This is a genomic window from Haloplanus sp. HW8-1 (assembly GCF_023703795.1).
GTDB lineage: Archaea > Halobacteriota > Halobacteria > Halobacteriales > Haloferacaceae > Haloplanus > Haloplanus pelagicus.
The window spans coordinates 3,283,589-3,308,241 of the sequence record NZ_CP098518.1 but is presented as its reverse complement, the minus strand read 5'-3'; the positions used below and the strand labels follow the sequence as shown (position 1 = coordinate 3,308,241).

Here is a 24,653-nt window from a genome sequence, read left to right as displayed (position 1 = left end):
GGTCGTCGTCGCCGCACAGACACGCACGATGACCCTCCAGGATTCGTCCGCAGGTCGCGGGGTTGGCGTTGGCCCCCGGACCGCCGCACTCGTCGTCACGTTGTTCGTCGTCAACGCCGCGTGGAACGTCTCGCTCAACACGCTGCTCGCCCGCACCGGGCTGGCGTCGAGCCTCGGGACGACTTACCTGACGGTTCCCCTCACGGGGCTCGGGGCCGTCGGCGGCCTCACCGCCGCCACCGTCGCCGGCGTCGCCGTGTTGACCGCGCTGGTCCGGTCGTTCGCGCCCGAGGCCGACGCGCTCGGTGCCGGTGAGACGCCGATCGAGACGGTGCTGGTCTACGCGCGGGCCGTCGTCGTCGCCGTCGGCGGCGTCGTCGCAGCCGGACTCGGCCTCGCGGCGCTCGTCGTGCCCGGCCTCGTCGTGCTCGTCCACCTGCCGCTGGTGTTCGTCGCCGTCGCCGCCGACGGCGATCCGATCGGCCGAGCGGTCGACCGGACGTGGAAACGGGCCCGCGGCAATCGCGCCCGGATCGCGGCCGTCGGACTCGCCGTCGCTGCCGTTCCGCTCGCCCTGGTCGTCGTCGCTACGCTGACAACCCTGCTCTCTCCCGTCGTCGAACTCGCCGTCGGCGTCGTCGTCACCGGGGCCACGGCCGCCGCGGGTGCCGCCGCCTTCACCGCCATCAGCGAGTCCATCGGCGAGTCCTCGACCGGCGCGTCGCGCTCCGATCGGGTGAACGCGACGGCCTCCGGACGGCTCTAGTGACGCGAGTCGTCCACCGCGACGACGGCGACCGGGTCCTCGCCGCCGACGTGACCGTCGCCGACACCCTCCTCGCGAAGGCCCGCGGTCTCATGTTCCGCCGCTCGTTCCCCGGCGACGCCCTCGTCTTTCCCTTCGACGGCGCCACTCCCCGGACGCTCCACATGGTCGCCGTCCCCTTCGACATCGACGCTCTCTGGATTCGCGACGGGCGAGTCGAACGCGTCGCCCGCCTGTCGGCCTGGACCGGGCTGGGGCGCGCCACGGCCGATACGGTGATCGAACTTCCCGCGGGCGCCGCCGACGGGGTGGGCGAGGGCGACGCGATCGGTGTCGTGGGCGGGTGAGGGGCGGAGATTTATACCCTCCGGACACCGTGGGCGCCACATGCAGATCCGATCCAGCGACGACGCCGAGACGACCGAAGCGGTCCCCGACGTCCACCTCTCCCAGTTGGCCGCGGGCGACGAGATGAGCGTTCAGGGGTACACCATCGACCCCGGTGCGAGGGTGCCGGAACACAGCCACCCACACGAACAGGGTGGCCTCGCGACGCGTGGCGAAGCCGTGTTCGTCGTCGACGGCGAGGAGCGCGTCGTGAGCGCCGGCGACACCTACGTCATCCCCGGCGAGGTGCCACACGCCGTCGAGAACCGGAGTGACGAGCCGTTCGAGGGCGTCGACGTCTTCAGCCCGCCGCGGACCGACCCCGACTGGCAGGACTGAACGCGATCGGCTACCCCTCGCGTCGGAGCCGCGTCACCACGAACGACTCGTCGAGTTCGCCGAGGAACTCCCCGAGCCGTGGGCCCTCGGTGTCGTCGAAGAAGAGCCGGTAGCCGGCGGCGAAGAAGTCGCCGACGTCGACCCCGTGGTCGCGTGGAATCTCGTACATCTGCCCCTGTATCGCCTCGCCGTCGTGGCCCTCGGCCACGAAGTTCGCGAGGTCTTCCAGCGCGGCGACGGTGTCGTCGTCGAAGTCCGTCTCTGGCAACGCGGCCTGGAGGCGGTAGTTGTACGCGTTGTCCATCCGTTCGGCCCAGGTTCGTGCGCGCTCGACGCGGCCGAGCGCCGCCTCGACCGCCCACGCGGGCGTGTCGTCGTCGATGAACCCCTGGTTGCGCGCCATTCGGATCCGGAGGTCGCGGTCGTCGGTCATGCCGAGGACCGCCGCGAACGTGTAGGGCAGCCGAACCCGCTCTTTCCGCACCTCGTCGACGAGGAACGGGTAGGCCCGATCCGCCAGGGGTTGCAGGTCCGGATCGTCGGCCTCGCCGAAGTAGACCCGTTCGAACCGGTCGAACTCGTCGACCAGCAGGTCGATCCGCTCGCGGTCGAAATCCTTGGCGCGTTTCGGGTTGCGCACGAAGAAGTAGCGCAACACCTCGGGTTCGAGGAGGTCGAGCACCTCGTCGACGGTGACGACGTTGCCCGACGACGAGGAGAGGGGTTCGCCGTCGAGCGTGAACCACTCGTAGGTCATGGGGACCGGCGGCCGAACATCCAGCACGCGGCGGGCGATCTCCTCGCCGCTCGGCCACGACCCCTCGGCGTGGTCCTTCCCGAAGGGTTCGAAGTCGACGCCGAGGACCTTCCACTGGGCGGGCCACTCGAAGCGCCACGGCAACTTTCCCTGTCGCAGCGTGGCGACGCCCTCGTTCCCACAGCCGTCGATGTGGTCGCCGCCGGCGTCGAGCCCCGAGCAGACGTACGCGACCTCGCCGGCGTCGAGGTCGACGTCGCGGACGTCCTGTGTCAACCGTCCGCACGCCGAACACTGGGGCATGAAGGGCACGTAGTCCTCGTCGACGCCGTCCTGATACTCGGCGAGCACCTCGCGGGCGAGGTCCCGCTTTTCGAGCACCTCGCGAGTGACCGCCTCGAACTCGCCGGCCTCGTAGAGGGCGGTGTTCGACACCATCTCGACGGGGACGCCGACGGCCTCGGCGCTCCGTGCCAGGAGGTCGGTGAAGTGAGCGCCGTAGGAGTCGCTCTCGCCGAACGGGTCCGGGATGTCCGTGTAGGGCTTGCCGAGGTTGCGTCCCAGCGCGCCGGCGTCGACCTCCCCGAGGCCGACGAGGGTCCAGTTCCCGTCGGCGAGTCGTCGCGGCACCGCCCGCAGGGCATCGCGGTCGTCGCTGGTGAACACCTGTCGCACTTCGTGGCCCCGCTCCCGGAGGACGCTCGCGACGAAGTAGCCGCGCATGATCTCGTTGAAGTGGCCGAGGTGGGGGACGCCGGACGGGGAGACGCCGCCCTTGATCACGATCGGCTCGTCGGGGTCCCGGGCCTCGATCTCGTCGGCGACGTCGTCGGCCCAGAAGGCGTTGTGGTCGGTCATCGGTTCCAGCCGTCCGGATCCGTCTCACAGCCCTCGGGCACCACGTCGGTTCCGGTGTGTTCGCCCCGGAGGATGGCCGCCTCGATCCGGTCGGGATCGGTCCCGTCGAGGACGATCGTCCGCATCTTCGACCGCTCGATGAGCTTCGCCGCAAGCAGGTCCACCGGGGCCGAGGCGCCAGCGCCGCGGCTCATGGGCGCGATCAGGTCGACGAGCTCCGCGCCCGTGAGCCGGCCGTACCGCTCCGCGTCGGGGTCGCTCGCGGGATCGGCGCTGAACACGCCGTCGACGCTCGTCGCGTAGACCAGCAGGTCGGCGTCGACGTACTCCGCGAGTGCCGCGGCCACGGCGTCGGTGGTCTGGCCGGGCATCACCCCGCCCATCACGGGGACGTCGCCACGGCGCAGGGCCTCGCCGGCCTCCTCGTAATCGTGGGCCGGCGATGGCGCGGAGAGGCCGTCCAGCGCCGCGATCAACAGGCGGGCGTTGAGCCGCGTCACGTCGATGCCGAACTGGTCCAACTGTACTTCGTTGGCGCCGAGGTAGCGCGCCGTCCCGATGTACTCGCGGGCGACGCCGCCACCTCCGACGACCGCGCCGACCTCGCAGTCCTCGTCGAGGAGCGCCTCGACCGCCGACGCGTGGCCCGCGATGCGGTCGGCGTCGAGGTCAGGGGCGAGGACACTCCCGCCGATGGAGATCACGACTCGCATTACCCATCGGGTAGCCCCGAGGCCGGCTTAAGGGTTGTCAAGCCGCCGACCGTGCGTGAGTCGTCCGCGTGGTCCCGGCCCGTCGGGTCACAGTTAAGGGTCCGCGTCCGCTTCTCGACGTATGAAGACGCTCAATATCGTCGGCCCGGGAGCCGTCGATCTGGCCGACAGGCTCGTCCCCCGACTCGACGGCCGTGTCGCGACCGTGGAGACGCTCCCCGAGACCGCCGCCCGCGACACCGACGCCGGCGCGGCCTACGGCCTCTCCGCGGACGGGTCGTGGATCGGCGCCGGCGACGGCGAGACCCTCGACGACCTCCTCGACTCGTTGACCCCGGAGTACGATCACGCCCTCACCGTCGGCTTCGACGACGCGCACCTCCCGACGGTCGCCATCGACGACGCCGAGCCGTATGGGGATCCCCGTCTCGCGGTTCCGGACGTCGAGGACGCCGACCTCGATGCCATCCACGACCTCGTCGCCGACCTCGACCCGCGGGTGACGCTCGAATCCCTCGTGGAGCGAGCGAAGACCTCGCCGCTCGCGGAGCGGTCGGGTGCCATCGCCACGTTCACCGGCCGTGTCCGGGTGAAAGACTCCGAGGACGACGCGCCGACCACTCAACTGGAGTTCGAGAAGTACGAGGGCGTCGCCGCCGATCGTATGCGGACTATCCGATCGGAGCTCGAAGCGCGTGACGGCGTGTTCGAGGTGCTGATGCACCACCGCACCGGCGTCCTCGAGGAGGGCGAAGATATCGTGTTCGTCGTCGTGCTCGCGGGCCACCGCGAGGAAGCCTTCGAGACCGTCGAGGACGGCATCAACCGCCTCAAGGACGAAGTCCCCATCTTCAAGAAGGAATCCACGGTCGACGAGGAGTTCTGGATCCACGAGAAGGCCTGAATCCCCGAATCGGCGCCCGGTCGGCCGCAGTTATATACATCTAGAAATTAAAGAAACAAATCCTCAGAATAGCTTGTAAAATGTCTCGTAGGTTCGTAAAACGTCTTGAACGTTTCGTGAAGTCGGCCAAATGGGTAAAACTGCCCGAACTGCTCCGAACGTTCCTGCCTTTATAACATCCTCCGGGGTGTACGGATGGACGAGGCGACAACCAATGAGCGCAACCGCAGACCCCTCCACCGATTCCGACGATAGTGCGTCCAAAGAGGAGCGGCTCAAGCAGTACCTGCTCTCGAAGGCCCAGGACGGTGAACACTACTTCAAGAGCAAGTTCATCGCGGACGAGGTCGATCTCTCGCCCAAGGAGATCGGCGCCCTGATGGTCAAACTCAGCGAGTCGGCATCGGACCTCTCCGTCGAGAAGTGGTCGTACACGAGCGCGACCACGTGGCGGATCGAGGCCGCCTGATCGGTCCCCTGTCCCCGCTGCGCCACCACCGCCCCGTCCCGTCTTCTCGCCGCCCCGTCCTGCCTCGCCGTCACGGGTTTTATACCGTCGAACGTCTTACCCGGTCGTGATGGACGGAGTCGACGGGCCACCGTCCGATGCCCTCGAAGCGGTGTTTTACGTCCGTGAAACCGACCGCGACGGCGACAGCGTTCGTTACTACGGCGAGCCACTGGTCCCGAAGCGATCGCTGGTCGACGAACTCCGGGAGCCGTTCCGCCGTGCGGGCTACCGATTGGATCTGGAGGCGGGCCGCGAACCGTGGGAGACGGTCGTCGTCGCCACCCCCGCCGACGGCCGTATCGACGGCGTCCCGTGGACGAACGTCGCCCTCTTCGTCGCGACGGTGCTCTCGACGCTCGTCGTCGGCGCCGTGGCGTGGTACTACATTCCCCCGTCCGAACTCGCAGCCAACCCGCTGCTCGCCCTGCGGGCGTGGCCCTTCACCGCCGCGGTCCTCGGGGTGTTGACGACCCACGAACTGGGACATTACCTCGTCGGTCGATATCACGGCGTCGACGTCTCCCTGCCGTATCTCATCCCCTTCATCGTCCCGTTCGGGACGCTCGGTGCCATCATCCGGATGCGCGGACGGATGCCCGACCGAAAGACGCTGTTCGATATCGGTGTCGCCGGCCCGCTCGCCGGCCTCGCTGCGACCGTCGTCGTGACCGCTGTCGGTCTCTCGCTCGACCCGATGACCATCCCGTCGCGGGTCGTCGAGGCGCCCGGGCGGATCATCATCTTCAACAATCCGCCGCTGCTCGATTTGATCGCTCGGGCGCTCGATCGGCCGACCAGCTACGCCGATCCGACCAAGACGGTCCACCCGGTCATCATCGGCGGCTGGGTGGGGATGTTCTTCACCGTCCTCAACCTACTCCCGGTCGGGCAACTGGACGGCGGACACATGGTCCGAGCGATGCTCGGCCGCCGCCAAGAGACGCTCGCCTCGCTCGTGCCTCTCGGTCTGTTCTCCCTGGCGGCCTACCTCTACTACGTCCGTGACCTCGGGGTCAACGAGTCCGTCGGTCTGTGGGCCGTCTGGGGCCTATTCGCGACCGTCATCGCGTACAACGGCCCCGCGAACCCCGCGGACGAGACGCCGATCGGCTGGAAGCGACAGCTCCTCGGAATGGTCACCTTCGCCCTCGGCGCGCTCTGCTTCCTGCTCGTCCCCATCCAGTTGCTCGGTTAGTGGCCGTACCCGCGATCCGGCAGCGCCTCGCCGTCGGCGACGACGTCGGCCGTCGTCACCCGGCCGATCCGGGTGACGGGGACCGACACCGAGTCTCGCACCGCCTCCAACTCTGCCGGCGGCGCGGTGAACACGAGTTCGAAGTCCTCGCCGAAGAAGGTCGCCAGCTCCCGGCGTTCCGTCCCGGTGTCCGCGACGGCGTCGACGCTCTCGTCGACCGGCAGGCGGTCCCACGAGACGTCGAACCCGCAGTCGCTCGCCGCCGCGAGCTGGTGAAGCGAGCGAGCCAGTCCGTCCGAGGAGTCCATCATCGCCGTGGCGACGGACACCAGCGCCCGCCCGGCCGCCACCCGCGGTTCGAACCGGAAGAGCGCGTTCCCCCGGTCCGCGTTCCCGGCCGCGAACTCGCGGATCGCGGCGGCCGTCCGGCCGAGCGTGCCGGTCACGTAGACGCCGTCGCCGGGAGTGGCCCCGTGCCGGTAGACCGGATCCGCGACGCGACCCACGACCGCGCCCGCGACGGTGAACTCGTCGTGATCGTCGAGGTCGCCGCCGACGTACCGGGCGCCGACCGTCTCGCAGACGTCGGTCGCGCCACCGACGAACGCGTCGATCTCGTCGGGATCGAACGCCGGGGCCCCGTAGGCCGCGACGGCCGCCGTCGCCTCGCCACCCATGGCCGCCACGTCGGAGAGCGACGCCCCGATCGCCCGCCAGCCGGCCGTGTATCGGCTCACTCCCGCCGGAAAGTCGGTCCGTTCGTGGAGCATGTCCGTCGTCAAGACCAGCCCGTCGATCACTGCCGCGTCGTCGCCCGCGCCGTCGACGGTCCGGGCGAGGGCGGCCAGCGCGCTCCGTTCGTCCATGACCGCCGTTCGCGGCCGCGAACCAAAAACGGTGCCGGGGCCGGGACCGACGCCGATCCGGTGGGTTAATGCGTCGGCTAGCCCTCGAAGGACGTATGGCTGGCGGACGCATTCGGGCGACCGTCCTGGGTTTTGTCGGCGCGCTCGTCGTCTTCGCCGTCCTCTTTTCACTCGTCGGCGTCGACGACCTTCTCTCGACGCTCTCGGGTGCCGACCTCCGACTCGTCGGCCTCGTCTTCCTCGTGACGCTCGGGTGGCTGGCGGCCTGGGGCCTCGCCCTCCGGGTCGTCCTCGACGTGCTCGGGGTGTCGCTGACGGTGCCCGAAGCGCTGTTCGTGTTCACGGGAGCGATGTTCTCGAACAACGTCACCCCTTTCGGGCAGGCGGGCGGCGAGCCGATCACCGCCCTGCTCATCTCGCGGGTCGCCGACACCGAGTACGAGACGGGGTTGGCCGCCATCGCGAGCGTCGACACGCTCAATTTCGTCCCCTCCATCACCATCGCGCTCGTCGGGGTCGGCTACTTCGTCACCGAGACGGCGTTCGGCACGAACAGCCGACTCGAACTCGCCCTGGTGGCGGTGATCGGGCTTGCCGTCGGCGTGCCGGCGCTGGTCTATCTCGGCTGGCAGCGTCGCTATCGGCTGGAGGCCCGGATCGTAGGCGTCCTCACGCCGGCCGTTCGACGGGTGGCGCGTCACGTCCCTCGCGTTCCGGTTCCCACGGTCGGCGGCATCGAACGCCGGATCAACGGGTTCTTTCGCGCCATCGAGCGCGTGGCCGCGAATCCCCGGGGGCTCGCGATCGCACTCGCGTTCTCCTCGATCGGCTGGTTCTGCCAGATGCTCGGCCTGTGGCTCGCCTTCCGGGCCATCGGGACGCCCATCCCCCTGTCGGTCGCGCTCTTCGTCGTCCCAATCGGGGCCATCGCGGGCGTGACCCCCCTCCCCGGCGGCGCCGGCGGCATCGAGAGCGTGCTGGTCGTCCTCCTCGTGGCGGCGCCGCTCCCGGCGGTCACCGAGCCAGTCGCGCTCGCGGCCGTCGTCGTCTTCCGTGGGATGATCTACTGGACGCCGACGGTACTGGGCGGCCTCGTGACCGGTGTAGTCGGCCTCCGGTCGGATCCCGTCCCGTAGCCGACGGGAGCCGACTCCGGACCCCTTCGCCTCCGACGAGCCACCCGATCGCGCACCGAATACGATGGGTTTAAACGCCGTCCACGGGAATCCTGCGCCAATGGTAACTCTCTACGACGTGCCGGCGGACGCGCTCATCGACGAGCTCGCCGACCGGCTCGCCGACCGCACCGAGGAGCCCGACTGGGTGAACTACGCCAAGACGGGGTCGAGCAAGGAACTCCCCCCCCAACAGGACGACTTCTGGGACGTCCGCGCCGCGAGTCTCCTCCGAAAGGTCGCCGTCGACGGCCCCGTCGGCGTCGACCGTCTCTCGACTGCCTACGGCGACCGCAAGCAGGGGTCGACCCGCTACCGTGTCGCCGCCAAACACACCGAGCCCGGGAGCAAGAACATCATCCGGACGATCCTCCAGCAGCTCGAAGAGGAGGACCTGATCGCGACCGCACAGGGTGAGGGTCGCGTCGTCACGCCCGAGGGACAGAGCTTCCTCGACGAGGTCGCCGCGGACGTGCTCGACGACCTCGACCGCCCCGAACTCGAGAAGTACGCCTGAGCGCCCGACCCTCCGAAATCGTTTTCACCGTTTCGACGGAATTCATATCCATGAGTGGAAACCCCGACGACGAACGACTCGAAGAGCTTCGCCAGCAGAAGATGCAGGAACTCAAAGAGCAGGCCCAAGAGGGCGGCGCCGGGGGCGAGCGAGCCGAGGCCCAGCAGGCCGCCCAGGAGCAGGCCGAAGCCCAGAAACAGGCGCTCCTGAAACAGCACCTCACAGACGGCGCGCGCCAGCGACTCAACGCCGTCCAGATGTCGAAACCCGAAGTCGCCGACAAGGTCGAACAGCAGGTCGTCGCCCTCGCCCAGAGCGGTCGCATCCAGGACCGCATCGACGAAGACCAGATGCGAAAACTGCTGAAGGAACTGACTCCGGACAAGAGCTTCGACATCCGCCGTCGATAGTGGACGCCGCCCTCCTGTTCAGCGGGGGGAAGGATTCGGCGCTCGCGGCGCTCTGGCTCGACCGGTTCTACGAGGTCCGGCTCGTCACCGGCACGTTCGGGATCGGCTCGGACTGGCGCCACGCCAGTCGGGCGGCCGCCCGACTCGACCTCCCCTTCCGGACCCTCGACCTGGATCGCGCCGTGGCCGTCGAGGCGGTCGACCGGATGGTCGCGGACGGCTATCCCCGCCACGGCATCCAGTCCGTCCACGAGCACGCGCTCGAACGCGCCGCTGCCCTCGACGTGACCGCGGTCGCCGACGGCACCCGCCGAGACGACCGGGTCCCGACGGTTTCGCGGGCGACGGCCCAGAGCCTCGAAGACCGCCACGACGTCGACTACCTCGCTCCGCTGGCCGGACTCGGGCGGGGTGCGGTCGACCGCCTCGTCGACGCACACCTCGACGTGGTCTCCGGGCCGAGCGAGGCGGTCCCCCAGGCCGACTACGAGGCCGAACTCCGGACGCTGCTCGCCGACCGCGAGGGCGACGACGCCGTCGACGCGGTGTTCCCCGCCCACGAGCAGACGGTGGTCCGTGGCCGCGACGGGTCGCCGTAGCCGTCGCCGCCACCGTCGATACGCCGAAGTGACTGGACGCGAAACCGGGGGTCATGGATCTCATCGAGGCGCTGTCGGCGGACGCGAAACTCGTCTGCGTCGTCGGCGCCGGCGGCAAGAAGACGACGCTGTACGCCCTCGCGGACCGGCTGGAGCGGGCCGTCGTGACCGCGACGGTTCGCATCCCCATCTTCGACGACCACGTCGCCGACGTGCGCGTCACGCGCGACCCCGTGGGCACACTCCGCGACGCGACCGAGTGGCCGCTCGGACTCGTCCCCGAACGGGAACGGTCGGATCGCTACCTCGGCTACGACCGCGAGACCGTCACCGCCATCCGGGCCACGCCCGGCCACGGAACGGTGCTGGCGAAAGCCGATGGGGCACGAACTCGGCTCCTGAAGGCACCGAACGAGCGCGAGCCACAGATTCCCGCGACCGCCGACACCGTGATCCCCGTCGCGAGCGCCCGGGTCGTCGGCGCCCCCCTCGCCGACGACAACGTCCATCGACCGGAGCGGGTGGCCGACCTCACCGGTCGTTCGCTCGGCGAGCCGATCACCCCCGAGGACGTCGGGACCGTCCTCGCCCACCGACTGGGCGGGCACAAGCGCGTGCCGCCGACGGCGACGGTCGTTCCGCTGATCAACATGGTCGACGACGACGACCTAGCGGCGACGGGCCGCGAGATCGCGGCGGCCGTCCACGCGCGTGCCGACGTGCCGCGGGTCGTCCTCGCGCGGATGGCCGACCCGTCGGTCGTCGACGTGGTCGACCGTCGTAGCGATTGAGAGTCACACAGCCGATCGCAGTACGGCGTCCGATAGGCTGGGCAACCAGTTTCAATCGCTACTAGACTCCTCCAGCCGCCGCTCGGCGTCGACGAAGTCCGCCCGCGTGTTGCAGTTCTCGAACGTGCGGGGGTGGCCGTGTTCCCGTACCGCCGCGGCGTCGACGACGACGAAGTCCAGATCGAACAGTGGCGCGACGATTCGCTCCTCGCCCGCCGACAGGGCCGCCTCGCAGGCGTCAGCCATCGCGGGCGCCCGGTAGACCGCGTGCGTGGTCTCGAACCACTGCTCCGGCCGCGGAACGGCGGCGTCGTGGCCCGCTGCGCGCTCGAACAGGTGCGCCACGAAGTCGGCCTCGACGAAAGGCATGTCGCAGGCGACGACGAAGGCGTACTCGCTCTCGACGGCCCGGAGCCCCGTCGCCATACCCGCCATCGGCCCCTCGTCGGGGTAGTCGTCCTCCGCGAACGCGACGGGGACGGCCACGCCGGCGAGCGCCTCCCGGATCGCCGGCACCTGGGCGCCCCGGCAGTTGATCACGACGGCGTCGACGGCGGGGGCGACCCGGTCGACCACCCGTCGAATCATGGGCGTCCCCGCGAGGTCGGCGACGGCCTTGTCGGCGTCGCCGAACCGCGTCGACCGGCCGCCAGCGAGTACGACGGCTGTGCGCTCTGGCATAGGGGTTGCTACACGGCCCCGGGATTTTAGCTCGTCGGGAAGACCCGGTCCCGTTCTGCCCCGCTCCGCTCACTCGATCCCGTCACACAGGTCGCCGCCGACCCGCGCGGCGGTCAGCGCCGCCACCCGCCGGTCCGCGAAGGCCTCGCGGGCGCTCTCGGCGGCGTCCGGATCGACCGTGAAATCGACACCCGGATACGTGACGTCCGCGAGGACGAGCGGCGTCGCCGGCGCGGTGGGCACCCCGGCCGGCCCGTCGAGGGAGTCCGGGCCGAGGACCCGGTCCACGCGGTCGAGGTCGCTCTCGCCGGCGCCGACCGCCCGGACGAGAGCGGCGATCCGGCGGACCATATGCCGGGCGAACCCGCCCGCCGACAGCGTGAGGACGAGGAAGTCGCCGTCGCGGTCGCAGGTTGCGTCGAGACGCCGAGCCGTCCCCTTGTCGTCTGTCGTGAGGTTATGGAAGTCGCCCTCGCCGGACAGTCGGTCGAGCGCCGCCCGCGCCCGGCCGTCGTCGAGGGCTGGCGCGTACAGGTGATAGCGGTAGGTCCGACGGCGGGCGTCGTGGGTGGCATGAAAGCCGTCGGGCACGTCGGCGTGTGCCCACGCCCGGACCGTCGCGGGGAGCGCACCGTTCAGCGCGGCGGGCGAGAGCCAGTCGGGCGCCTCGAAGGCGACGGTCTGGGCGAGCGCCGAGACGCCGGCGTCGGTCCGCCCGGCGGCCGCGTAGCCCGGCGGGACGTCCCGCCCCTCGTCGAGTACGTCGCGATCACGCAGGGCGGCCAGAAGGACGTCCTCGACGGTCGGTACGTCGGGCTGTCGCTGGAAGCCCGAGTAGGGGCGGCCGTCGTAGGCGAGACGGAAGGCGCGCGTCGGCATCGGCGACACTCCGGCCGCCCGGTACAAATGGGCGTCGGGCGGCGCGGCGACGGTCACGAGGAGGCGCGGCGATCCCGGCCCTGCAACGACGGAGCGCCGCTTCCGGGCCCCGAATGTATCAGACGAAGTCGTCGTACGTGGGTCGGTCGCGCTCGCCCGGGAAGTCGTCGACGGGTGCGGTCGTCTGGTCGCCGCTTTCCATCGCCTTGATCGTCACCTCGCCGTTCTCCAGGTCCCGTTCGCCGACGATGACGACCGTCTCGGCGTTGACGCCGTCGGCGTAGGACATCTGCGCGCCGAAACTCCGATCGGCGAGGTCGGTCTCGACGACGTGGCCTCGATCCCTGAGGTCGCGGGCCACCCGCGCGGCCGTCCCCCGGGTGTCGCCCACCGAGAGGACGTAGTAGTCCGTCGTGAGCGCCTCCTCGGGCCAGACGCCCGCCCGTTCGAGGAGCAAGGAGAGCGTGGCGTGGCCGAGGGCGACGCCCACCGCCGGGGTGGGCTGGCCGCCGTAGCTCTCGATCAGGTCGTCGTACCGGCCGCCGCCGAAGACGGCCCTGGACACCTCGCCCTGCGTGTCGAAACACTCGAAGACGGTGCCGGTGTAGTAATCGAGGCCACGGGCCGTCTCCAGCGAGACCGAACAGTGCTCGCGGACGCCGAAGTCGGCGGCGGCGTCGAGGACGGCCTGCAGGTTCCCCACGGCCGCCGCCACGTCGTCGGTGCCGGCGAAGTCGACGAGTTCGTCGAGGTCCTCGCTCGACAGCAACTCGTCGAACTGCTCGGCCTGGCCGTAGGAGAGGCCGGCGTCGTGGAGCAGGTCGTAATACTGCGCGGCCTCGATCTTCTCGGATTTGTCGACCGCGCGGATCGCTTCGCGGACGTCAACGTCGGCGTCGAACGCCCGGAGGAGGCCGCCGAGGATGTCGCGGTGGGAGACGCGGAACTCGAACTCCCCCGCCGTCAGTCCGAGCGTCGTCAACGCGTCGGCCGCATACGAGATGATCTCCGCGTCGGCGGTCGGGTCGGCCGACCCGAAGACGTCGACGTTGGTCTGGTAGAACTCGCGGAAGCGTCCCTGCTGGACCTGCTCGTACCGCCAGAACGGCCGGGTCGACATCCACTTGATCGGCTTCTGGAGTTCCTGGCCCTTCGCGACGACCATCCGCGCCACCGTCGGCGTCAACTCCGGCGTCATGGCGACGTGGCGGCCCCCTCTGTCCTCGAAGGCGTACAGTTCCTCGACGATCTCCTCGCCGCTCTTGTCCGTGTAGAGATCGACGGCCTCCAGCGCCGGGGTGCCGATCTCCCGGAACCCGTACCGGCGGGCCGTCCCCTCCAAGACGTCGGCGACCGCCCGCCGGGCGGCCATCTCCTCGGGGTAGAAGTCGCGGAACCCCTTCAGTCGGTCGTACATACCGCGTCGTCGGCGCCCGCCGCGCTTGAAACCTGCCCTTTCGGTATCGGAATCTCTTGCTCCCACACGGAGGTTGAGCCTCCCGGGTGGCCTCTCCCCGTCCATGTCCCTCGTCTCCGCGTTCACCTCCGCGGTCCTCCCCATCCTCTCGGTCATGGGGCTCGGGTGCCTCCTCGCGGCCGTCCTCGACGTCGAGGTGGAGCCGCTGAACCGGGTGGCGCTCTATCTCTTTTTGCCTGCGCTCGTCTTCCACAGCGTCGCCACGACGTCGCTGAGCGGCGACACCGTCGCCACCCTCGTCGCCGGCGTGGTGCTGTTCGTCGCCGCAATGATGGCCCTCACCGAACTCGCCGACCGCCTGCTCGGCGTCCCGGAACCCTACCGGAGCGCCGACGTCCTCGCGGGCTCGCTCCCCAACGTGGGGTTCTACGGCATCCCCCTCGCGGAGTTCGCCTTCGGCGACATCGGCCGGACGACCGCCGTCATCTACATGACGACCCAGTCGTTTCTGATGTACACCCTCGGCGTCTACGTCGCCTCCCGCGGCGGCGGCGAGGCCGGCATCGGCGCGATCAAGGAGATCTTCCGCCTCCCGCTCGTCTACGCCGTCGCCGCCGCCGCCGCCGTCCGCCTGCTCGGTGTCGCACCGCCGCCCGGCGGTACGTTCATGTCGACCACCAGCCTCGTGGGCGACGCCTCCATCCCGCTGATGCTCGTCATCGTCGGCATCCAGCTGTACGGTCTGGAGTACGCCAGCGTCGGCCGCGTGATCCGTCCGGCGGTCATCAAACTGTTCGTCGCACCGCTCGTCGGCCTCGGCGTCGCGCTCGCGCTGGGCACGTTCGGCGACGTCCCCGTCGCTCGGGTGTTCGTCCTGCTGTGTGCGACGCCCGTCGCGCTCATCCCCCTCGCGCTCACCCTCTCGTACAGCGACGTGGCCGAGCGCGAGGGGCTCTCCGCCTCCGAGTATCTCACCATGACCATCTTCGTCACGACGCTCGCGAGCGTCCCGGTGTTGACCCTCCTGATCGCGCTGCTCCGGAGCGGCGCCCTCCTCTGATGGACCAACGCTTTTGACCGCTCGGCCGGTCGCCACCCACATGGCAGCGACCGTTCGGGGAACGATTCGGGGCATGGGGAATCGAGCGAATCCGGCCTTCGCCGTCGGCGCCGTCGCGGTACCGGTCGCCGCCCTCGTCTACGCGCTCGCGTTCGCACCGATCGTCCAGCACAGCTACGTCCACGTGATGGCCGGCGTGCTGTGGACGGGCATCGACCTCTTCATGGCGATCGTCCTCGGGCCGGTGCTCGGCGGCCTCTCCGTCGAGGCGCGCGCGAGCGTCTTCGAGCGGTTCACCCCCAAGATGGCCTTCCTGATGCCGTCGCTCGCGCTCGTCACCATCGGCGGCGGCGTCACCCTCGCCGAGCGCATGGGACTGTTCCCACACGCCGCCCCCTGGATCGCCCTCTTGACCCTTGCCACGACCGTCCCCGCGCTCCTCCTGCTGGGCTGGCAGTTCGACGCCTTCGACGATCCGCGGTGGCTGGCCGCCTTCGCCGTTGCCCTCCTCGGCGGCGGCGCCTACCTCGCCGTCACCGCCTCCGCGTTCGGCATGACGCGCCCGACGATCGCCCTCGCGCTCGCCATCGTCACCGTCCTCACGGTGCTCGGGTTCGGCGTCCTCCTCCCCGGCGAGGTGCGGATCTACCGGCAGCTCCAGTCCGGCGATCCGGACCCCGAGGTCGTCAGTCGGATCGGGATGCGCAACGCCCGGCTCAGTGGACTACAGGGGCTCTTCCAACTCGCCATCGTCGTCGTGATGGTCTACCTGCGGTGGGGCGTCTAGTTCCGAATCCCCGAGTACACCGCACTCAGCGCGAAGAAGACGCCGGCACCGATCAGGAGGAGGGGTTTGGTGGAGCGTTCGTGTTCGAGGAAGGCGTTCCCGGGGTCGTCGGTCGGCACGTACGCGGTCGCCGTCTCGCCCGGTTCGTACGGTTCCAGTTCGGCTCTGGCCGCCTCCGCCGTGTCGAAGTCCTTGCCGAGCGTCCCCGGATACACGTTCGAGGCGGTGTGTCGCTCGCCGCCGTACGTGTACTCGAACGTCGCCCGCGGCTCGTACGAGACGGTCTTGCCGCCGTCTTTCGCCACCGACGTCTCGGTGACGGTGACGGTCACCTCTTCGGTGGAGTCGAGGGCCGCGGACTGTGTACTGTAGCTGTAGGCCCCGTACCCGATCGACGCGAGGCCCACGAGCAACAGCATGGCGATCCCGAGACGGCTCGATGGACCGTTGATCTCCATGAACGATGCGAATCGCGTCGGCTCATTAAACCCCACCTCGACGCTTCGAGCCGAGAAACGCGTACCGAACGGGAAACGGTTTTGCTGGCGCGCGACCCCGGTTTGGGCATGCACGTCGACCTCGGCAACGCACTCGGCGCCGACCCCCGACTCACCCGCGAGGCACTGGAGCGACTGGACGACCGCGTCGCCGCCGCCCACGACCGGATCGAACGCGGCCGCGCCGACGCCGAACACGGCTACGCGGCGCTGAACCTGCCGACCACCGCCGACCCGGACGTCGTCCGCGCCGCGGTCGATCGCTTCGATGCCCCCGCGGCCGTCCTGACCGTCGGCATCGGCGGGAGCGCCCTCGGCGCCGCGACGCTCGTCGACGCGTTCGGCGCCGATGTCGACCACCACGTCCTCGACAACGTGGACCCCGCCGGCGTCCGCGCCGTCCTCGATGCGGTTCCCCTCGCCGACACCGTCGTCCACGTCGTCTCCCGCTCCGGGACGACCGCGGAGACGCTGGCGAACTTCCTGGTCGTCCGGAAGGCGATGGCCGACGCGGGCGTCGACTGGACCGAACGCACGCTGGTCACGACGGGCCCCGAGGGCAACCTCCGCCGCCTCGCCGAGCGCCACGACCTGCCTGCCCTCGACGTGCCCGCGGGCGTCCCCGGACGCTTCTCGGCGCTCTCGACGGTCGCCCTTCCGGTGGTCGCCCTCGGCGGCGGCGACCTCGACGCGCTCCTCGCCGGCGCCCGGGCCGAGGCCGACCGGCTCGCGGGGTCGCTCTTCGAGTCGCCCGCCTACGCCTACGGCGCCGCCTGCTACGCGCTGGAGCGCCGGGGCGCCGGGATCAACGCCGTGATGCCCTACGCGGAGTCGCTGGAGTCCTTCGCCGAGTGGTTCGCTCAACTGTGGGCCGAGAGCCTCGGCAAGGACGCCGTCGGCCAGACGCCAGCCCGCGCGCTCGGCGCGACCGACCAGCACTCCCAGTTGCAGCTCTACCGCGCCGGCCCTCGGGACAAAGTCGTGACGCTCGTCCGCCCGCTGGACCGCCCCGAGGAGCCGATCCCGGAGACGGATCTGGAGGGTCTCGCGTATCTCGGCGGCAGGAGCCTCGGGAGCCTACTCGACGCGGAGTTCCGGGCGACCGAGGCGAGTCTCGCCGCCGCGAACTGTCCGAACGTCCGGATCGAAATCGACCGCGTGGACGCACACGGCGTGGGCGAACTGCTCTACGGAATGGAGGCGGCCTGTGTCATGTACGGCGAACTCGCCGGCGTCGAGACGTTCACCCAGCCGGCGGTGGAGTGGGGGAAACGCGCCGCCCGCGGCCTGCTCGGCGGCGGTGACTTCCCCGAGGCCGACGCAGTGGGCGAGAAACGGCGGTTGGTCATCGACTGATACTTACTCTCGGGCCAATTGGGGCCGGTATGGTCAACGACCTCCTCGTGCTGGGGGCGATGCTCCACCTGCTCGGCGGGCTGGTGCTCGCGACGCTCGTTCATCAGGACGCGTCGCTCCGAGAGAGCGATCACGCGGCCGTCCTCGCGGTGGCGACCCTCGTCCTCGGGCTGGTCTTTGCCGCCGGCTACTACCTCCGCCGCGACCGGTTCGGCGCCCTCCCGGCCGCGGCCGAGCGACGACGCGCGCCGCTCGCCGCCAGAGGGCGGGACCTCCTCCGGAGCCTCCTGCTCGTTCTCGCCGCCTTCCTCACGGCGACGGCAGTCGTCGGCCTCGGGGCGAACGCGCTGACCGCGGCCGGCCTCCTCACGCGTGGCACCCTCGAGTACCGGGTCGTCGGCGCCGTCCTCCAGTTCGTCGGCTTCGGCGTCGCCGTCGGCGGCTACCTCGCGATCACGCGGGACTGGGATCTCGTGCGGATCAGCCGACCGTCCCTCCGTCAGGTGGGCCTGATCGCCGTCGGCGTCGTCGCCCTCGTCGGCGCCCAGATCGTCATCGCGCGCTTGCTGACGGCGCTCAGCGTCGAGGTGGCCCAGAACCAGGTGGTCGTCACCGGTCAGCAGGACCCCCGCTACTTCCTCTATATGATCCCCGTCGCCGTCCTGCTCGTCGGCCCGTTCGAGGAACTCGTCTTCCGGGGCGGCGTCCAGGGCATCCTCCGGCGGACCTGGGGGCCCGCAGTCGCCATCGCCCTCTCCAGTGTCCTGTTCGGCCTCGTCCACTGGATCGCGCTCACGGGCGGCGGCGGCTCGCGGGTCCCCTACGTCACCGTCGCCGCCACCCTCGGACTCGTCCTCGGCTACCTCTACGAGCGGAGTCGCAACCTCGTCGTCCCCGCCCTCGTCCACGGGCTCTACAACACCGTGCTGTTCGGCGCCCAGTACCTCTCCGCGACGGGCGCAGTCTGACCGCGCACCGAAGACGCCATTAGCCTCCCTCACGCAACGTCGGCCATGCCTGCGAACGAGGGCGGCGACGCCGGGGCGTCGGAACGACATCCCAACGCCGAACAGGAGGTCATCGCCGTCGACGCCGACGATCAGGAACAGGGAACGGTCAACCGCCTCGACGCACACACCGGGGACGGCGTCCGCCACCGCGCCTTCACCGCCCTCGTCTTCGACGGCGAGGGCCGAGTACTTCTCGCCCAGCGCGCGCCGGACAAGCGCCTCTGGGACACCCACTGGGACGGCACCGTCGCCTCCCACCCTCGCCCGGGCCAGACCCAGAAGGAGGCCACGCGCCAGCGCCTCGTCGACGAACTCGGCGTCACCACCGAACAGTACGACGACCTCCGCGTGACGGACAAGTTCGAGTACAAGCGCTACTACGAGAACGCGGGCCTGGAGTGGGAGGTCTGTTCCGTCCTGCAGTGTACGCTCGACGATACGTCGCTCGATCCCGACGAGGCGGAGGTCGCCGGCCGCCTGTGGGTGGACTACGACCACCTCCACGACCACCCCGCGTGGTACCGACAGCTCCGGCTCTGTCCGTGGTTCGAAATCGCCATGCGCCGCGACTTCGACTGAGTTCCGTCCTTTCGGTTCTCCCGTGTCGACCGTCGACGGCGGCCGTCCCGCCCCACCGGTCAGGTCGAGAGCCGGGAGTAGGCCGCCCACGAGGCGTCGACCGTCGGCGCCTCGACCCGTTCGCCGTCGACGAAGGCGCCCTCACCCTCGACGACGCGGCCGACGCGGGCGGCGGCCGTACCTCGGTCGTCGAGGGCCGCTAGCACGTCGTCGGTCCCCGCGGGATCGACTGTCGCGACGAGCGATCCCGACGTCGTGGCGGTCCACGGGTCGATATCGAGGGCGCGACACGTCGCCAGCACTCCGGGACGGATCGGAACGCGGTCCCGTTCGACGTCGAGGCGGACGCCCGCGCTCCGTGCCATCTCGACGAGTGCGCCGTGGAGGCCGCCCTCGGTGGCGTCGTGCATGGCGGTCACGGGCCCCGCGGCCGCGGCGGTCAGGGCGTCGCGGACGCAACTCGCCTCGGCCAGTCGCTCCTGGGCCGTCGCCAGCGTCTCCGGGTCGAGGTCGATCCGCTCGGGAAAGAGCGTCGTCAACAATCCGGTCGTCTCGACGGCCGGCCCCCGTGTCACCACCAAATCGTCGCCGGGACGGGCGCCGTCCGGGCGGACCACGTCCGCGGCGTCGCCGATGGCGAGCGCCGTCGCGCCGCCGACCCACGGGAACGAACAGTCCTCGTAGCGGGCAGTGTGGCCGGTGACGACGCTCACGCCGAGGTCGCGGGCCTCCGCGTGGAGTCCCTCCCACGCCGCCGCGAAGTCGTCGTCGCTCATCGACGGCGGCAGCGAGAAGGAGATGGCGAGATGCGAGGGCGCCAGTCCGCTGACCGCCACGTCCGCGAGGACGACGTCGAGGGCGAACCGCCCGGCACGCTCGAAGCCGAGAGCCGGGAGGATGGAGACGGGGTCGGTGGCGATGGCGACGACTCGGTCGCCCACGTCGAGCAGACCGAAGTCGACGCCCGGCGTCGGGCCGAGGCGCACGTCGTCGCGGTCGGCACCCAGCCGCGGTCGGACGTGTCGCTCGAAGACGCCGCGGTCGATCTTTCCGAGATCCGGCATACCCGTCGCTCGCCGCGCGTGGGTCAAAGGCGTGGCGCTCCCGCCGGTCACGCCGGCCGCGATCCCCGGCCGTCACCGCCGTCACCCGTTCGGCGTCCAGTCCCCGGCCTCGCAGGTCAGTCCGCCGCCTCGAACCCGTCCCGCAGGTGGCCGGCCACCCGGTCGGGGAACTCGTGGTGGAGCCAGTGGGTGGCGTCGTCGAGCAGGATCGCCCGCCCGTCCCGGCAGTAGGCGACGCTCTCCCTTGCCATCGTCGCCCGGAGGAAGCGGTCCTGCGCACCCCAAACGACGCGGGTCGGCGGCTCGACCGGATCGGTGCGCTCGTCGGGGGGGTACCGTGCCACCGCCCGATACCAGTTCACCGTGGCGGTGAGCGCCCCGGGCTGTCGCCACGCCGCCCGGTATCGCTCGAAGTCGGCGTCGTCGAACGTCCCCGGACGACTCGACTCTCGCATCGACCGCTCGAAGAGGCGGTAGTTCCCCGCCTTCGCGACCAGTTCGGGGACGCGTGGCACCTGGAAGGCGGCGAAATACCAGCTCCGGCGGCGCTGGTCCCACGACCGGCCGAGCGTCCGCCGCATCACGGTCGGATGCGGGACGTTCAGCGCCGCGAGCGATCGGACCCGGTCGGGGTGATCGAGCGCCAGCCACCAGGCCACCGCAGCCCCCCAGTCGTGACCGACGACGTGAGCGGCCCCGATATCGACGGCGTCCAACACGCCCGCGGCGTCCGCGGCGAGCGTCGGGAGCCGGTAGGCGCCGACGCCAGACGGCTTCTCACTGGCGTTGTACCCGCGCTGGTCGGGAACGAGCACGCGGTAGCCCGCGTCGGCGAGGTGACCGGCCACCGGCGTCCACCCGTACCAGCACTCGGGAAAGCCGTGCAAGAGTAGGACCGGCGTCCCGTCGGGCGGACCGGTTCGGACGACGTGGAGGCGAACGCCGTTGCTCTCGACGACGGTCGACTCGCCTTCGGACGGACGCGGACGGACGGGGTCGGTCACGTCCGGGCGTACGGCCGCAGGCACAAAAGCCCGCGTCAGTTCAGGAGTCGTTCGCCCTGCCCGCGTTCGACGAGGAGCAACGCGACGAGACCGAAGATGAGGATGGTGTACGCGATGGCGGCAAAGAGGGCGTCCTGTGACGTCGCGTACTCCCCGGTTCGGAAGATGATCGTCTTTCGCACCATCGCGATGACGCCGGTGTAGATAACCAGACGAACGATCCGTCGCGTCTCGCTCTCCTCGGTGTAGGCGATGACCGTCTCGTACACTTCGACGATGATGAGGAGGAGGAGACCAGTGTCGATGAAGCCGATGACGACGAGCGGGTCGGTGATCCGTCCGGCGAGGGCCGCCTGGACGATCTGTATCACGAGGTCGACGACGCCGATGGCAAAGAGGAGGGCGAAGACGGCGGCCGCGACGAGTTCGACGCCGTGGATGAACCGATTGGTCGCGTCGGCCACCCAACTCGATCCGACCGAGGTCTCGCGGCCCTCGGGATCGAGCGACTCCGTGGGTGGCTCGTCACCCTCGGTGCTTCCGTTCGCGTTCCCGTCGTCGCGCGACACGCCGCGAAACTACCGTTCCGAGATATAAAAGCGACGGGACCGGGGCGGGTCCCAACGTCGGGGCGTGTGATTTCGAGCATCGAGCACTCGAAAATCGCACCGTCTCACTCTTGCTCCGTCTCTGAACACAGCAGTGACGCCGCAGTCGGTCGGACGGCCGTATCGTCCGGCGCCGTAACGGCGGTCACTCCCCCGGCTCGACGTTCGCCAGCCGCATCGCGTTGCCCGTCACGGCGAGACTCATTCCCATATCGCCGATCACGACGGCGTGGATGACGCCCACGAGGCCGAGGGGCGCGCCCGCGGCGAGTACCAGTTTCACGCCCAACGACGACCAGATGTTCGTCTTGATGACGCCGTTTGCCTTCCGGGCGAGGGCGACGAGGTAGGGCAGTCGCGTCAGGTCGTCGCCCATCAGCGCCACGTCGGCCGTCTCGATGGCGGTGTCGGTGCCCGCGGCGCCCATCGCGACGCCGACCGTCGCGGCCGCGAGCGCCGGGGCGTCGTTGACGCCGTCGCCGACCATCGCCACGCCGCCGTTCGTCCGGTTCCAGGGCAGACGGCGCGCGTCCTCGGCGGCGGCCGCCTCGGAGTCCGCGGTGAACTCCCTGATCGCGGCCACCTTCTCGTCGGGCAGCAGATCGGCGCGCACCTCGTCGATGCCCACCTGCTCGGCGATGGCGCGGGCCGTCCGTTCGTTGTCGCCGGTCAGCATGACGACCCGATCGATGCCCAGATCGGACAGGCGCTCGACGGCGCCGGCAGCCTCGGGACGGACCGTGTCCGCGACGGCGACGATTCCCACCAGTTCGATCGCCGGGTCGCCGGACTGCGGCCGTCCGTCCGTCGGAGCGTCTCCGACCCTGCCGACCAGGACGACCGTCTTGCCCTCGGCCTGCAGGCGCGGCACCACGTCGTTCACCAGATCAAGGTAGGAGCCGTGATCGCAGTCCGTGGGCTCGACGTCGTCGTCGACGACCAGTCCGCCGTCGGTCTCGACGTGGGCGTGTTCCAGGTCGACCCCGAGATCCTCGAACAGCGCCGGCTTGCCCGCGTAGTGGGTGACGCCGTCTAGGTCGGCACGGACGCCCTCGCCGGTGATCGACTCGAAGTCGGTGATCTCGGAGGTGTCACCGTCGGCCTCCCGCGGGCGTCCCGCGGCACCCGGGGCCACGCCCCGTTCGTCCGCATGCTCCACGATGGCCCTCGCGATGGGATGTTCGCTCCGCCGCTCCAGCGCCGCCACGGACCGCACCACGTCGTCCTCGTTCGTCCCGTTCAACGCCACGACGTCGGTGACGCCGAGGTCACCCGTCGTGATCGTCCCCGTCTTGTCGAGTGCGACGGTGTCCACCTCGCCCATCGCCTCCAGACGATCGCCGCCCTTGATGAGGACGCCGTTGCGTGCGGCGCTCGTGATGCCCGAGACGACGCTGACGGGCGTGCTGATGACGAACGCGCAGGGACAGGCGATCACCAGGAGGGTCAGCCCTCGTGTGAACCACGTCTCGAAGGGTGCGCCGACGAACAGCGGCGGCCCGAGGGTCGTCACGGCCGCGAGCGCCACCACCGCGGGCGTGTAGTACGACGCGAACCGGTCGACGAAGCGCTCGCGCTCCGACTTGTCGCGCTCGGCGTCCTCGACGAGTTGGATGACCGTCGCCAGCGTCGATTCGTCGGCCTGCGCCGTCGCCGTCACCTCCAGATATCCCTCCTCGACGATACTGCCCGCGTACACCTCGTCGCCCTCGGTGGCGTCGACGGGCACGCTCTCGCCCGTGATCGGCGATTCGTCGACCGCGCTCGATCCCTCGATCACGACGCCGTCGACGGGGATGCGCTCGCCCGGTCGGACCACCACCACGTCCCCGACGGCCACCTCGTCGACGGACACCGTCACTTCGTCCCTGCCGTCGTCGTCCTCCCCGGCCGCCTCGCGCCGCACGGTCGCGGTATCGGGCGAGAGATCCATCAACTCCGTCATCGACGACCGGGCACGGTCCATCGAGTAGCGTTCGAGGAGTTCGGACACCGAAAACAGGACCGCGAGCGTCGCCGCCTCGAAGGGCAGATCGACCGCGACGGCGCCCACGACCCCGGCGCTCATCAGGAAATCGATGTCCAGGCTCCGGGTGCGCGCCGAGTACCACCCGTTCCGGAGGATGGCCTGGCCCGCCACCGCGGCCGCGAGGACGTACAGCGCCCAGTCGACCGTGATCGTCCGCCCGAACGCCGTCAGCAGCGTCGCGTTCGCCCCGGTGAAGACGTACTCGAAGCCGACGCCGAGGAGGAGGGCGACGGCGCCGACGGCGGTCTTGAGCGCCCGCCCGCTCCGCCACACCGACGCCGACGCCGTCTCGCCCTCGACCACCTCGTACCCCGCGTTCTCGATCGCGGCCAGCACGTCGCCCCGTCCGGCCCGGTCGGGGTCGTAGGTCACCTCGACGCGACCCGCGGCCGGCCGCGTGTCGCACTCCACGACCCCGTCGACCGCCGACAGTGCCGACTCGACCTTGCCCGCACACGACGAACAGTCCATCGACGGCACCGCGAACGTCTCCGTCTCCGTGGACGCGACGGCGTACCCCGCCGCAGTCACCCGCGCCCGGATCGCCTCGGGCGTCGTCGCTGCCGGGTCGTAGCCGACGACCAGCGTCCCCGACGTCGGCCGTGTCTCGACCGACGTCACGCCCGAGAGGTCCCGGGCGCTCCGCTCGACCTTGCCCGCACACGACGAGCAGTCCATCGACGGCACGGACGCCCGGAACGTCGCGTCCGCGGTGGCCGCCGCCCCGCGGTCACGACCGGCGTGGTCGTCCCCCTCGCCGTCCGCGTCACTCCCGAACTCGTCGGTCATCGGTCGAGGCTAGCCGTCACGTCTATATTAATCCTACTGCCAAAAACAGGGATTTGAGGGGGAATGATTGATAATTCTTAGAGTGTGATCTAGTAAATCATACGG

27 protein-coding genes are annotated in these 24,653 nt (G+C 70.2%); 16 read left to right on the top strand and 11 right to left on the bottom strand.

Going from position 1 to position 24,653, the window contains the following annotated elements; translation table 11 throughout:
- Positions 1-28 precede the first annotated feature (28 nt).
- The 3 genes from NBT82_RS17330 to NBT82_RS17320 are packed head-to-tail and all read left to right on the top strand — an operon-like array spanning position 29 to position 1,492.
- The gene (locus tag NBT82_RS17330; protein WP_251329349.1) at positions 29-766 is read left to right on the top strand and encodes a hypothetical protein; all 738 of its coding nucleotides are present in this window, start codon (positions 29-31) and stop codon (positions 764-766) included.
- Positions 766-1,113, top strand: coding sequence for a DUF192 domain-containing protein (locus NBT82_RS17325; RefSeq protein WP_251329348.1), 348 nt, complete (start codon positions 766-768; stop codon positions 1,111-1,113). The genes NBT82_RS17330 and NBT82_RS17325 overlap by 1 nt, the downstream gene beginning before the upstream one ends.
- Positions 1,114-1,153: 40 nt before the next feature.
- Entirely contained in the window at positions 1,154-1,492 is a 339-nt protein-coding gene (locus NBT82_RS17320; RefSeq protein ID WP_251329347.1) for a cupin domain-containing protein, read from the top strand.
- A 10-nt stretch (positions 1,493-1,502) separates the two neighbouring features.
- On the opposite strand, the gene lysS is transcribed toward NBT82_RS17320, so the two are convergent.
- Together lysS and pyrH are read right to left on the bottom strand one after the other, a co-directional pair.
- Entirely contained in the window at positions 1,503-3,107 is a 1,605-nt protein-coding gene (lysS, locus tag NBT82_RS17315; protein WP_251329346.1) for a lysine--tRNA ligase, read from the bottom strand.
- Positions 3,104-3,820, bottom strand: coding sequence for a UMP kinase (pyrH, locus tag NBT82_RS17310; RefSeq protein WP_251329345.1), 717 nt, complete (start codon positions 3,818-3,820; stop codon positions 3,104-3,106). The genes lysS and pyrH overlap by 4 nt, the downstream gene beginning before the upstream one ends.
- Before the next feature lie 121 nt (positions 3,821-3,941).
- Here pyrH and NBT82_RS17305 point away from each other — a divergent pair, with 121 nt between their 5' ends.
- From NBT82_RS17305 to NBT82_RS17295, 3 genes are all read left to right on the top strand, one after another.
- On the top strand, positions 3,942-4,724 hold the full coding sequence (locus tag NBT82_RS17305; RefSeq protein WP_251329344.1) for a molybdopterin synthase: 783 nt from the start codon (positions 3,942-3,944) through the stop codon (positions 4,722-4,724).
- 214 nt (positions 4,725-4,938) lie between these two features.
- Positions 4,939-5,193, top strand: a complete 255-nt coding sequence (locus NBT82_RS17300; RefSeq protein ID WP_251329343.1) for a DUF7123 family protein — start codon at positions 4,939-4,941, stop codon at positions 5,191-5,193.
- 109 nt (positions 5,194-5,302) lie between these two features.
- Positions 5,303-6,430 carry a site-2 protease family protein gene (locus NBT82_RS17295; RefSeq protein ID WP_251329342.1) on the top strand — a complete coding sequence of 376 codons (1,128 nt, stop codon included), beginning with the start codon at positions 5,303-5,305 and terminating at the stop codon, positions 6,428-6,430.
- Here the strand turns inward: NBT82_RS17295 and thiL are convergent.
- Positions 6,427-7,296, bottom strand: coding sequence for a thiamine-phosphate kinase (gene thiL / locus NBT82_RS17290; protein ID WP_251329341.1), 870 nt, complete (start codon positions 7,294-7,296; stop codon positions 6,427-6,429). The genes NBT82_RS17295 and thiL overlap by 4 nt on opposite strands.
- Positions 7,297-7,391: 95 nt before the next feature.
- On the opposite strand from thiL, the gene NBT82_RS17285 reads away from it, so the two are divergent.
- The 5 genes from NBT82_RS17285 (at position 7,392) to yqeC (ending at position 10,788) form a co-directional block, all read left to right on the top strand.
- Positions 7,392-8,432, top strand: a complete 1,041-nt coding sequence (locus NBT82_RS17285) for a lysylphosphatidylglycerol synthase transmembrane domain-containing protein (RefSeq protein WP_251329340.1) — start codon at positions 7,392-7,394, stop codon at positions 8,430-8,432.
- Between the two features lie 100 nt (positions 8,433-8,532).
- Positions 8,533-8,988, top strand: a complete 456-nt coding sequence (locus NBT82_RS17280; RefSeq protein ID WP_251329339.1) for a 30S ribosomal protein S19e — start codon at positions 8,533-8,535, stop codon at positions 8,986-8,988.
- 50 nt (positions 8,989-9,038) lie between these two features.
- Positions 9,039-9,398, top strand: coding sequence for a DNA-binding protein (locus NBT82_RS17275; RefSeq protein ID WP_251329338.1), 360 nt, complete (start codon positions 9,039-9,041; stop codon positions 9,396-9,398).
- Positions 9,398-9,997 (top strand): DUF7411 family protein, encoded by a 600-nt coding sequence (locus tag NBT82_RS17270; protein WP_251329337.1) that lies wholly within the window; start codon positions 9,398-9,400, stop codon positions 9,995-9,997. Before NBT82_RS17275 ends, NBT82_RS17270 begins: the two co-directional genes overlap by 1 nt.
- 53 nt (positions 9,998-10,050) lie before the next feature.
- Positions 10,051-10,788, top strand: coding sequence for a selenium cofactor biosynthesis protein YqeC (gene yqeC / locus NBT82_RS17265; protein WP_251329336.1), 738 nt, complete (start codon positions 10,051-10,053; stop codon positions 10,786-10,788).
- A gap of 51 nt (positions 10,789-10,839) precedes the next feature.
- On the opposite strand, the gene mobA is transcribed toward yqeC, so the two are convergent.
- The 3 genes from mobA to hisS all read right to left on the bottom strand — a co-directional run bounded on the left by mobA (position 10,840) and on the right by hisS (position 13,765).
- On the bottom strand, positions 10,840-11,469 hold the full coding sequence (gene mobA, locus NBT82_RS17260) for a molybdenum cofactor guanylyltransferase (RefSeq protein ID WP_251329335.1): 630 nt from the start codon (positions 11,467-11,469) through the stop codon (positions 10,840-10,842).
- A 69-nt stretch (positions 11,470-11,538) separates the two neighbouring features.
- A complete protein-coding gene (truA, locus tag NBT82_RS17255) occupies positions 11,539-12,348 on the bottom strand; it encodes a tRNA pseudouridine(38-40) synthase TruA (RefSeq protein WP_251329334.1) in 810 nt (269 codons plus the stop codon).
- Positions 12,349-12,466: 118 nt separating this feature from the next.
- A complete protein-coding gene (gene hisS / locus NBT82_RS17250) occupies positions 12,467-13,765 on the bottom strand; it encodes a histidine--tRNA ligase (protein WP_251329333.1) in 1,299 nt (432 codons plus the stop codon).
- A 103-nt stretch (positions 13,766-13,868) separates the two neighbouring features.
- Here hisS and NBT82_RS17245 point away from each other — a divergent pair, with 103 nt between their 5' ends.
- Both NBT82_RS17245 and NBT82_RS17240 read left to right on the top strand, forming a co-directional pair.
- Entirely contained in the window at positions 13,869-14,825 is a 957-nt protein-coding gene (locus NBT82_RS17245) for an AEC family transporter (protein ID WP_251329332.1), read from the top strand.
- Between the two features lie 73 nt (positions 14,826-14,898).
- Entirely contained in the window at positions 14,899-15,612 is a 714-nt protein-coding gene (locus NBT82_RS17240; protein WP_345780698.1) for a hypothetical protein, read from the top strand.
- Here the strand turns inward: NBT82_RS17240 and NBT82_RS17235 are convergent.
- The gene (locus tag NBT82_RS17235; RefSeq protein ID WP_251329330.1) at positions 15,609-16,070 is read right to left on the bottom strand and encodes a DUF3592 domain-containing protein; all 462 of its coding nucleotides are present in this window, start codon (positions 16,068-16,070) and stop codon (positions 15,609-15,611) included. The two genes, NBT82_RS17240 and NBT82_RS17235, sit on opposite strands and share 4 nt — an antisense overlap.
- A gap of 108 nt (positions 16,071-16,178) precedes the next feature.
- Between NBT82_RS17235 and NBT82_RS17230 the strand changes: the two genes are divergently transcribed.
- From NBT82_RS17230 to NBT82_RS17220, 3 genes are read left to right on the top strand one after another with little or no spacing between them, the layout of a single operon-like run.
- Positions 16,179-17,465: a glucose-6-phosphate isomerase gene (locus tag NBT82_RS17230; RefSeq protein ID WP_251329329.1), complete on the top strand. Its 1,287-nt coding sequence runs from the start codon at positions 16,179-16,181 to the stop codon at positions 17,463-17,465.
- 29 nt (positions 17,466-17,494) lie between these two features.
- Positions 17,495-18,433 carry a CPBP family intramembrane glutamic endopeptidase gene (locus tag NBT82_RS17225; protein WP_251329328.1) on the top strand — a complete coding sequence of 313 codons (939 nt, stop codon included), beginning with the start codon at positions 17,495-17,497 and terminating at the stop codon, positions 18,431-18,433.
- A 45-nt stretch (positions 18,434-18,478) separates the two neighbouring features.
- Positions 18,479-19,054 carry an NUDIX hydrolase gene (locus NBT82_RS17220; protein ID WP_251329327.1) on the top strand — a complete coding sequence of 192 codons (576 nt, stop codon included), beginning with the start codon at positions 18,479-18,481 and terminating at the stop codon, positions 19,052-19,054.
- A gap of 59 nt (positions 19,055-19,113) precedes the next feature.
- Here NBT82_RS17220 and NBT82_RS17215 read toward each other — a convergent pair whose 3' ends face one another.
- The 4 genes from NBT82_RS17215 to NBT82_RS17200 all read right to left on the bottom strand — a co-directional run bounded on the left by NBT82_RS17215 (position 19,114) and on the right by NBT82_RS17200 (position 24,548).
- On the bottom strand, positions 19,114-20,118 hold the full coding sequence (locus NBT82_RS17215) for an AIR synthase family protein (RefSeq protein WP_251329326.1): 1,005 nt from the start codon (positions 20,116-20,118) through the stop codon (positions 19,114-19,116).
- A 116-nt stretch (positions 20,119-20,234) separates the two neighbouring features.
- Positions 20,235-21,122 carry an alpha/beta fold hydrolase gene (locus NBT82_RS17210; RefSeq protein ID WP_251329325.1) on the bottom strand — a complete coding sequence of 296 codons (888 nt, stop codon included), beginning with the start codon at positions 21,120-21,122 and terminating at the stop codon, positions 20,235-20,237.
- 35 nt (positions 21,123-21,157) lie between these two features.
- On the bottom strand, positions 21,158-21,691 hold the full coding sequence (locus NBT82_RS17205) for a phosphate-starvation-inducible PsiE family protein (RefSeq protein ID WP_251329324.1): 534 nt from the start codon (positions 21,689-21,691) through the stop codon (positions 21,158-21,160).
- Positions 21,692-21,875: 184 nt separating this feature from the next.
- A complete protein-coding gene (locus NBT82_RS17200) occupies positions 21,876-24,548 on the bottom strand; it encodes a heavy metal translocating P-type ATPase (RefSeq protein WP_251329323.1) in 2,673 nt (890 codons plus the stop codon).
- Positions 24,549-24,653 lie beyond the last annotated feature (105 nt).

What these genes read in the sequence shown, in the direction of transcription:
- NBT82_RS17235 (WP_251329330.1), bottom strand. Translation starts at nt 16,070, where the DNA reads ATGGAGATCAACGGTCCATCGAGCCGTCTCGGGATCGCCATGCTGTTG.
- lysS (WP_251329346.1), bottom strand. Translation starts at nt 3,107, where the DNA reads ATGACCGACCACAACGCCTTCTGGGCCGACGACGTCGCCGACGAGATC.
- NBT82_RS17320 (WP_251329347.1), top strand. Translation starts at nt 1,154, where the DNA reads ATGCAGATCCGATCCAGCGACGACGCCGAGACGACCGAAGCGGTCCCC.
- NBT82_RS17280 (WP_251329339.1), top strand. Translation starts at nt 8,533, where the DNA reads ATGGTAACTCTCTACGACGTGCCGGCGGACGCGCTCATCGACGAGCTC.
- NBT82_RS17200 (WP_251329323.1), bottom strand. Translation starts at nt 24,548, where the DNA reads ATGACCGACGAGTTCGGGAGTGACGCGGACGGCGAGGGGGACGACCAC.
- NBT82_RS17215 (WP_251329326.1), bottom strand. Translation starts at nt 20,118, where the DNA reads ATGCCGGATCTCGGAAAGATCGACCGCGGCGTCTTCGAGCGACACGTC.
- truA (WP_251329334.1), bottom strand. Translation starts at nt 12,348, where the DNA reads ATGCCGACGCGCGCCTTCCGTCTCGCCTACGACGGCCGCCCCTACTCG.
- thiL (WP_251329341.1), bottom strand. Translation starts at nt 7,296, where the DNA reads ATGGACGAACGGAGCGCGCTGGCCGCCCTCGCCCGGACCGTCGACGGC.
- NBT82_RS17330 (WP_251329349.1), top strand. Translation starts at nt 29, where the DNA reads ATGACCCTCCAGGATTCGTCCGCAGGTCGCGGGGTTGGCGTTGGCCCC.
- NBT82_RS17240 (WP_345780698.1), top strand. Translation starts at nt 14,899, where the DNA reads ATGGGGAATCGAGCGAATCCGGCCTTCGCCGTCGGCGCCGTCGCGGTA.
- NBT82_RS17305 (WP_251329344.1), top strand. Translation starts at nt 3,942, where the DNA reads ATGAAGACGCTCAATATCGTCGGCCCGGGAGCCGTCGATCTGGCCGAC.
- NBT82_RS17230 (WP_251329329.1), top strand. Translation starts at nt 16,179, where the DNA reads ATGCACGTCGACCTCGGCAACGCACTCGGCGCCGACCCCCGACTCACC.
- NBT82_RS17220 (WP_251329327.1), top strand. Translation starts at nt 18,479, where the DNA reads ATGCCTGCGAACGAGGGCGGCGACGCCGGGGCGTCGGAACGACATCCC.
- pyrH (WP_251329345.1), bottom strand. Translation starts at nt 3,820, where the DNA reads ATGCGAGTCGTGATCTCCATCGGCGGGAGTGTCCTCGCCCCTGACCTC.
- NBT82_RS17275 (WP_251329338.1), top strand. Translation starts at nt 9,039, where the DNA reads ATGAGTGGAAACCCCGACGACGAACGACTCGAAGAGCTTCGCCAGCAG.
- NBT82_RS17245 (WP_251329332.1), top strand. Translation starts at nt 13,869, where the DNA reads ATGTCCCTCGTCTCCGCGTTCACCTCCGCGGTCCTCCCCATCCTCTCG.
- NBT82_RS17295 (WP_251329342.1), top strand. Translation starts at nt 5,303, where the DNA reads ATGGACGGAGTCGACGGGCCACCGTCCGATGCCCTCGAAGCGGTGTTT.
- NBT82_RS17300 (WP_251329343.1), top strand. Translation starts at nt 4,939, where the DNA reads ATGAGCGCAACCGCAGACCCCTCCACCGATTCCGACGATAGTGCGTCC.
- yqeC (WP_251329336.1), top strand. Translation starts at nt 10,051, where the DNA reads ATGGATCTCATCGAGGCGCTGTCGGCGGACGCGAAACTCGTCTGCGTC.
- mobA (WP_251329335.1), bottom strand. Translation starts at nt 11,469, where the DNA reads ATGCCAGAGCGCACAGCCGTCGTACTCGCTGGCGGCCGGTCGACGCGG.
- NBT82_RS17225 (WP_251329328.1), top strand. Translation starts at nt 17,495, where the DNA reads ATGGTCAACGACCTCCTCGTGCTGGGGGCGATGCTCCACCTGCTCGGC.
- NBT82_RS17285 (WP_251329340.1), top strand. Translation starts at nt 7,392, where the DNA reads ATGGCTGGCGGACGCATTCGGGCGACCGTCCTGGGTTTTGTCGGCGCG.
- hisS (WP_251329333.1), bottom strand. Translation starts at nt 13,765, where the DNA reads ATGTACGACCGACTGAAGGGGTTCCGCGACTTCTACCCCGAGGAGATG.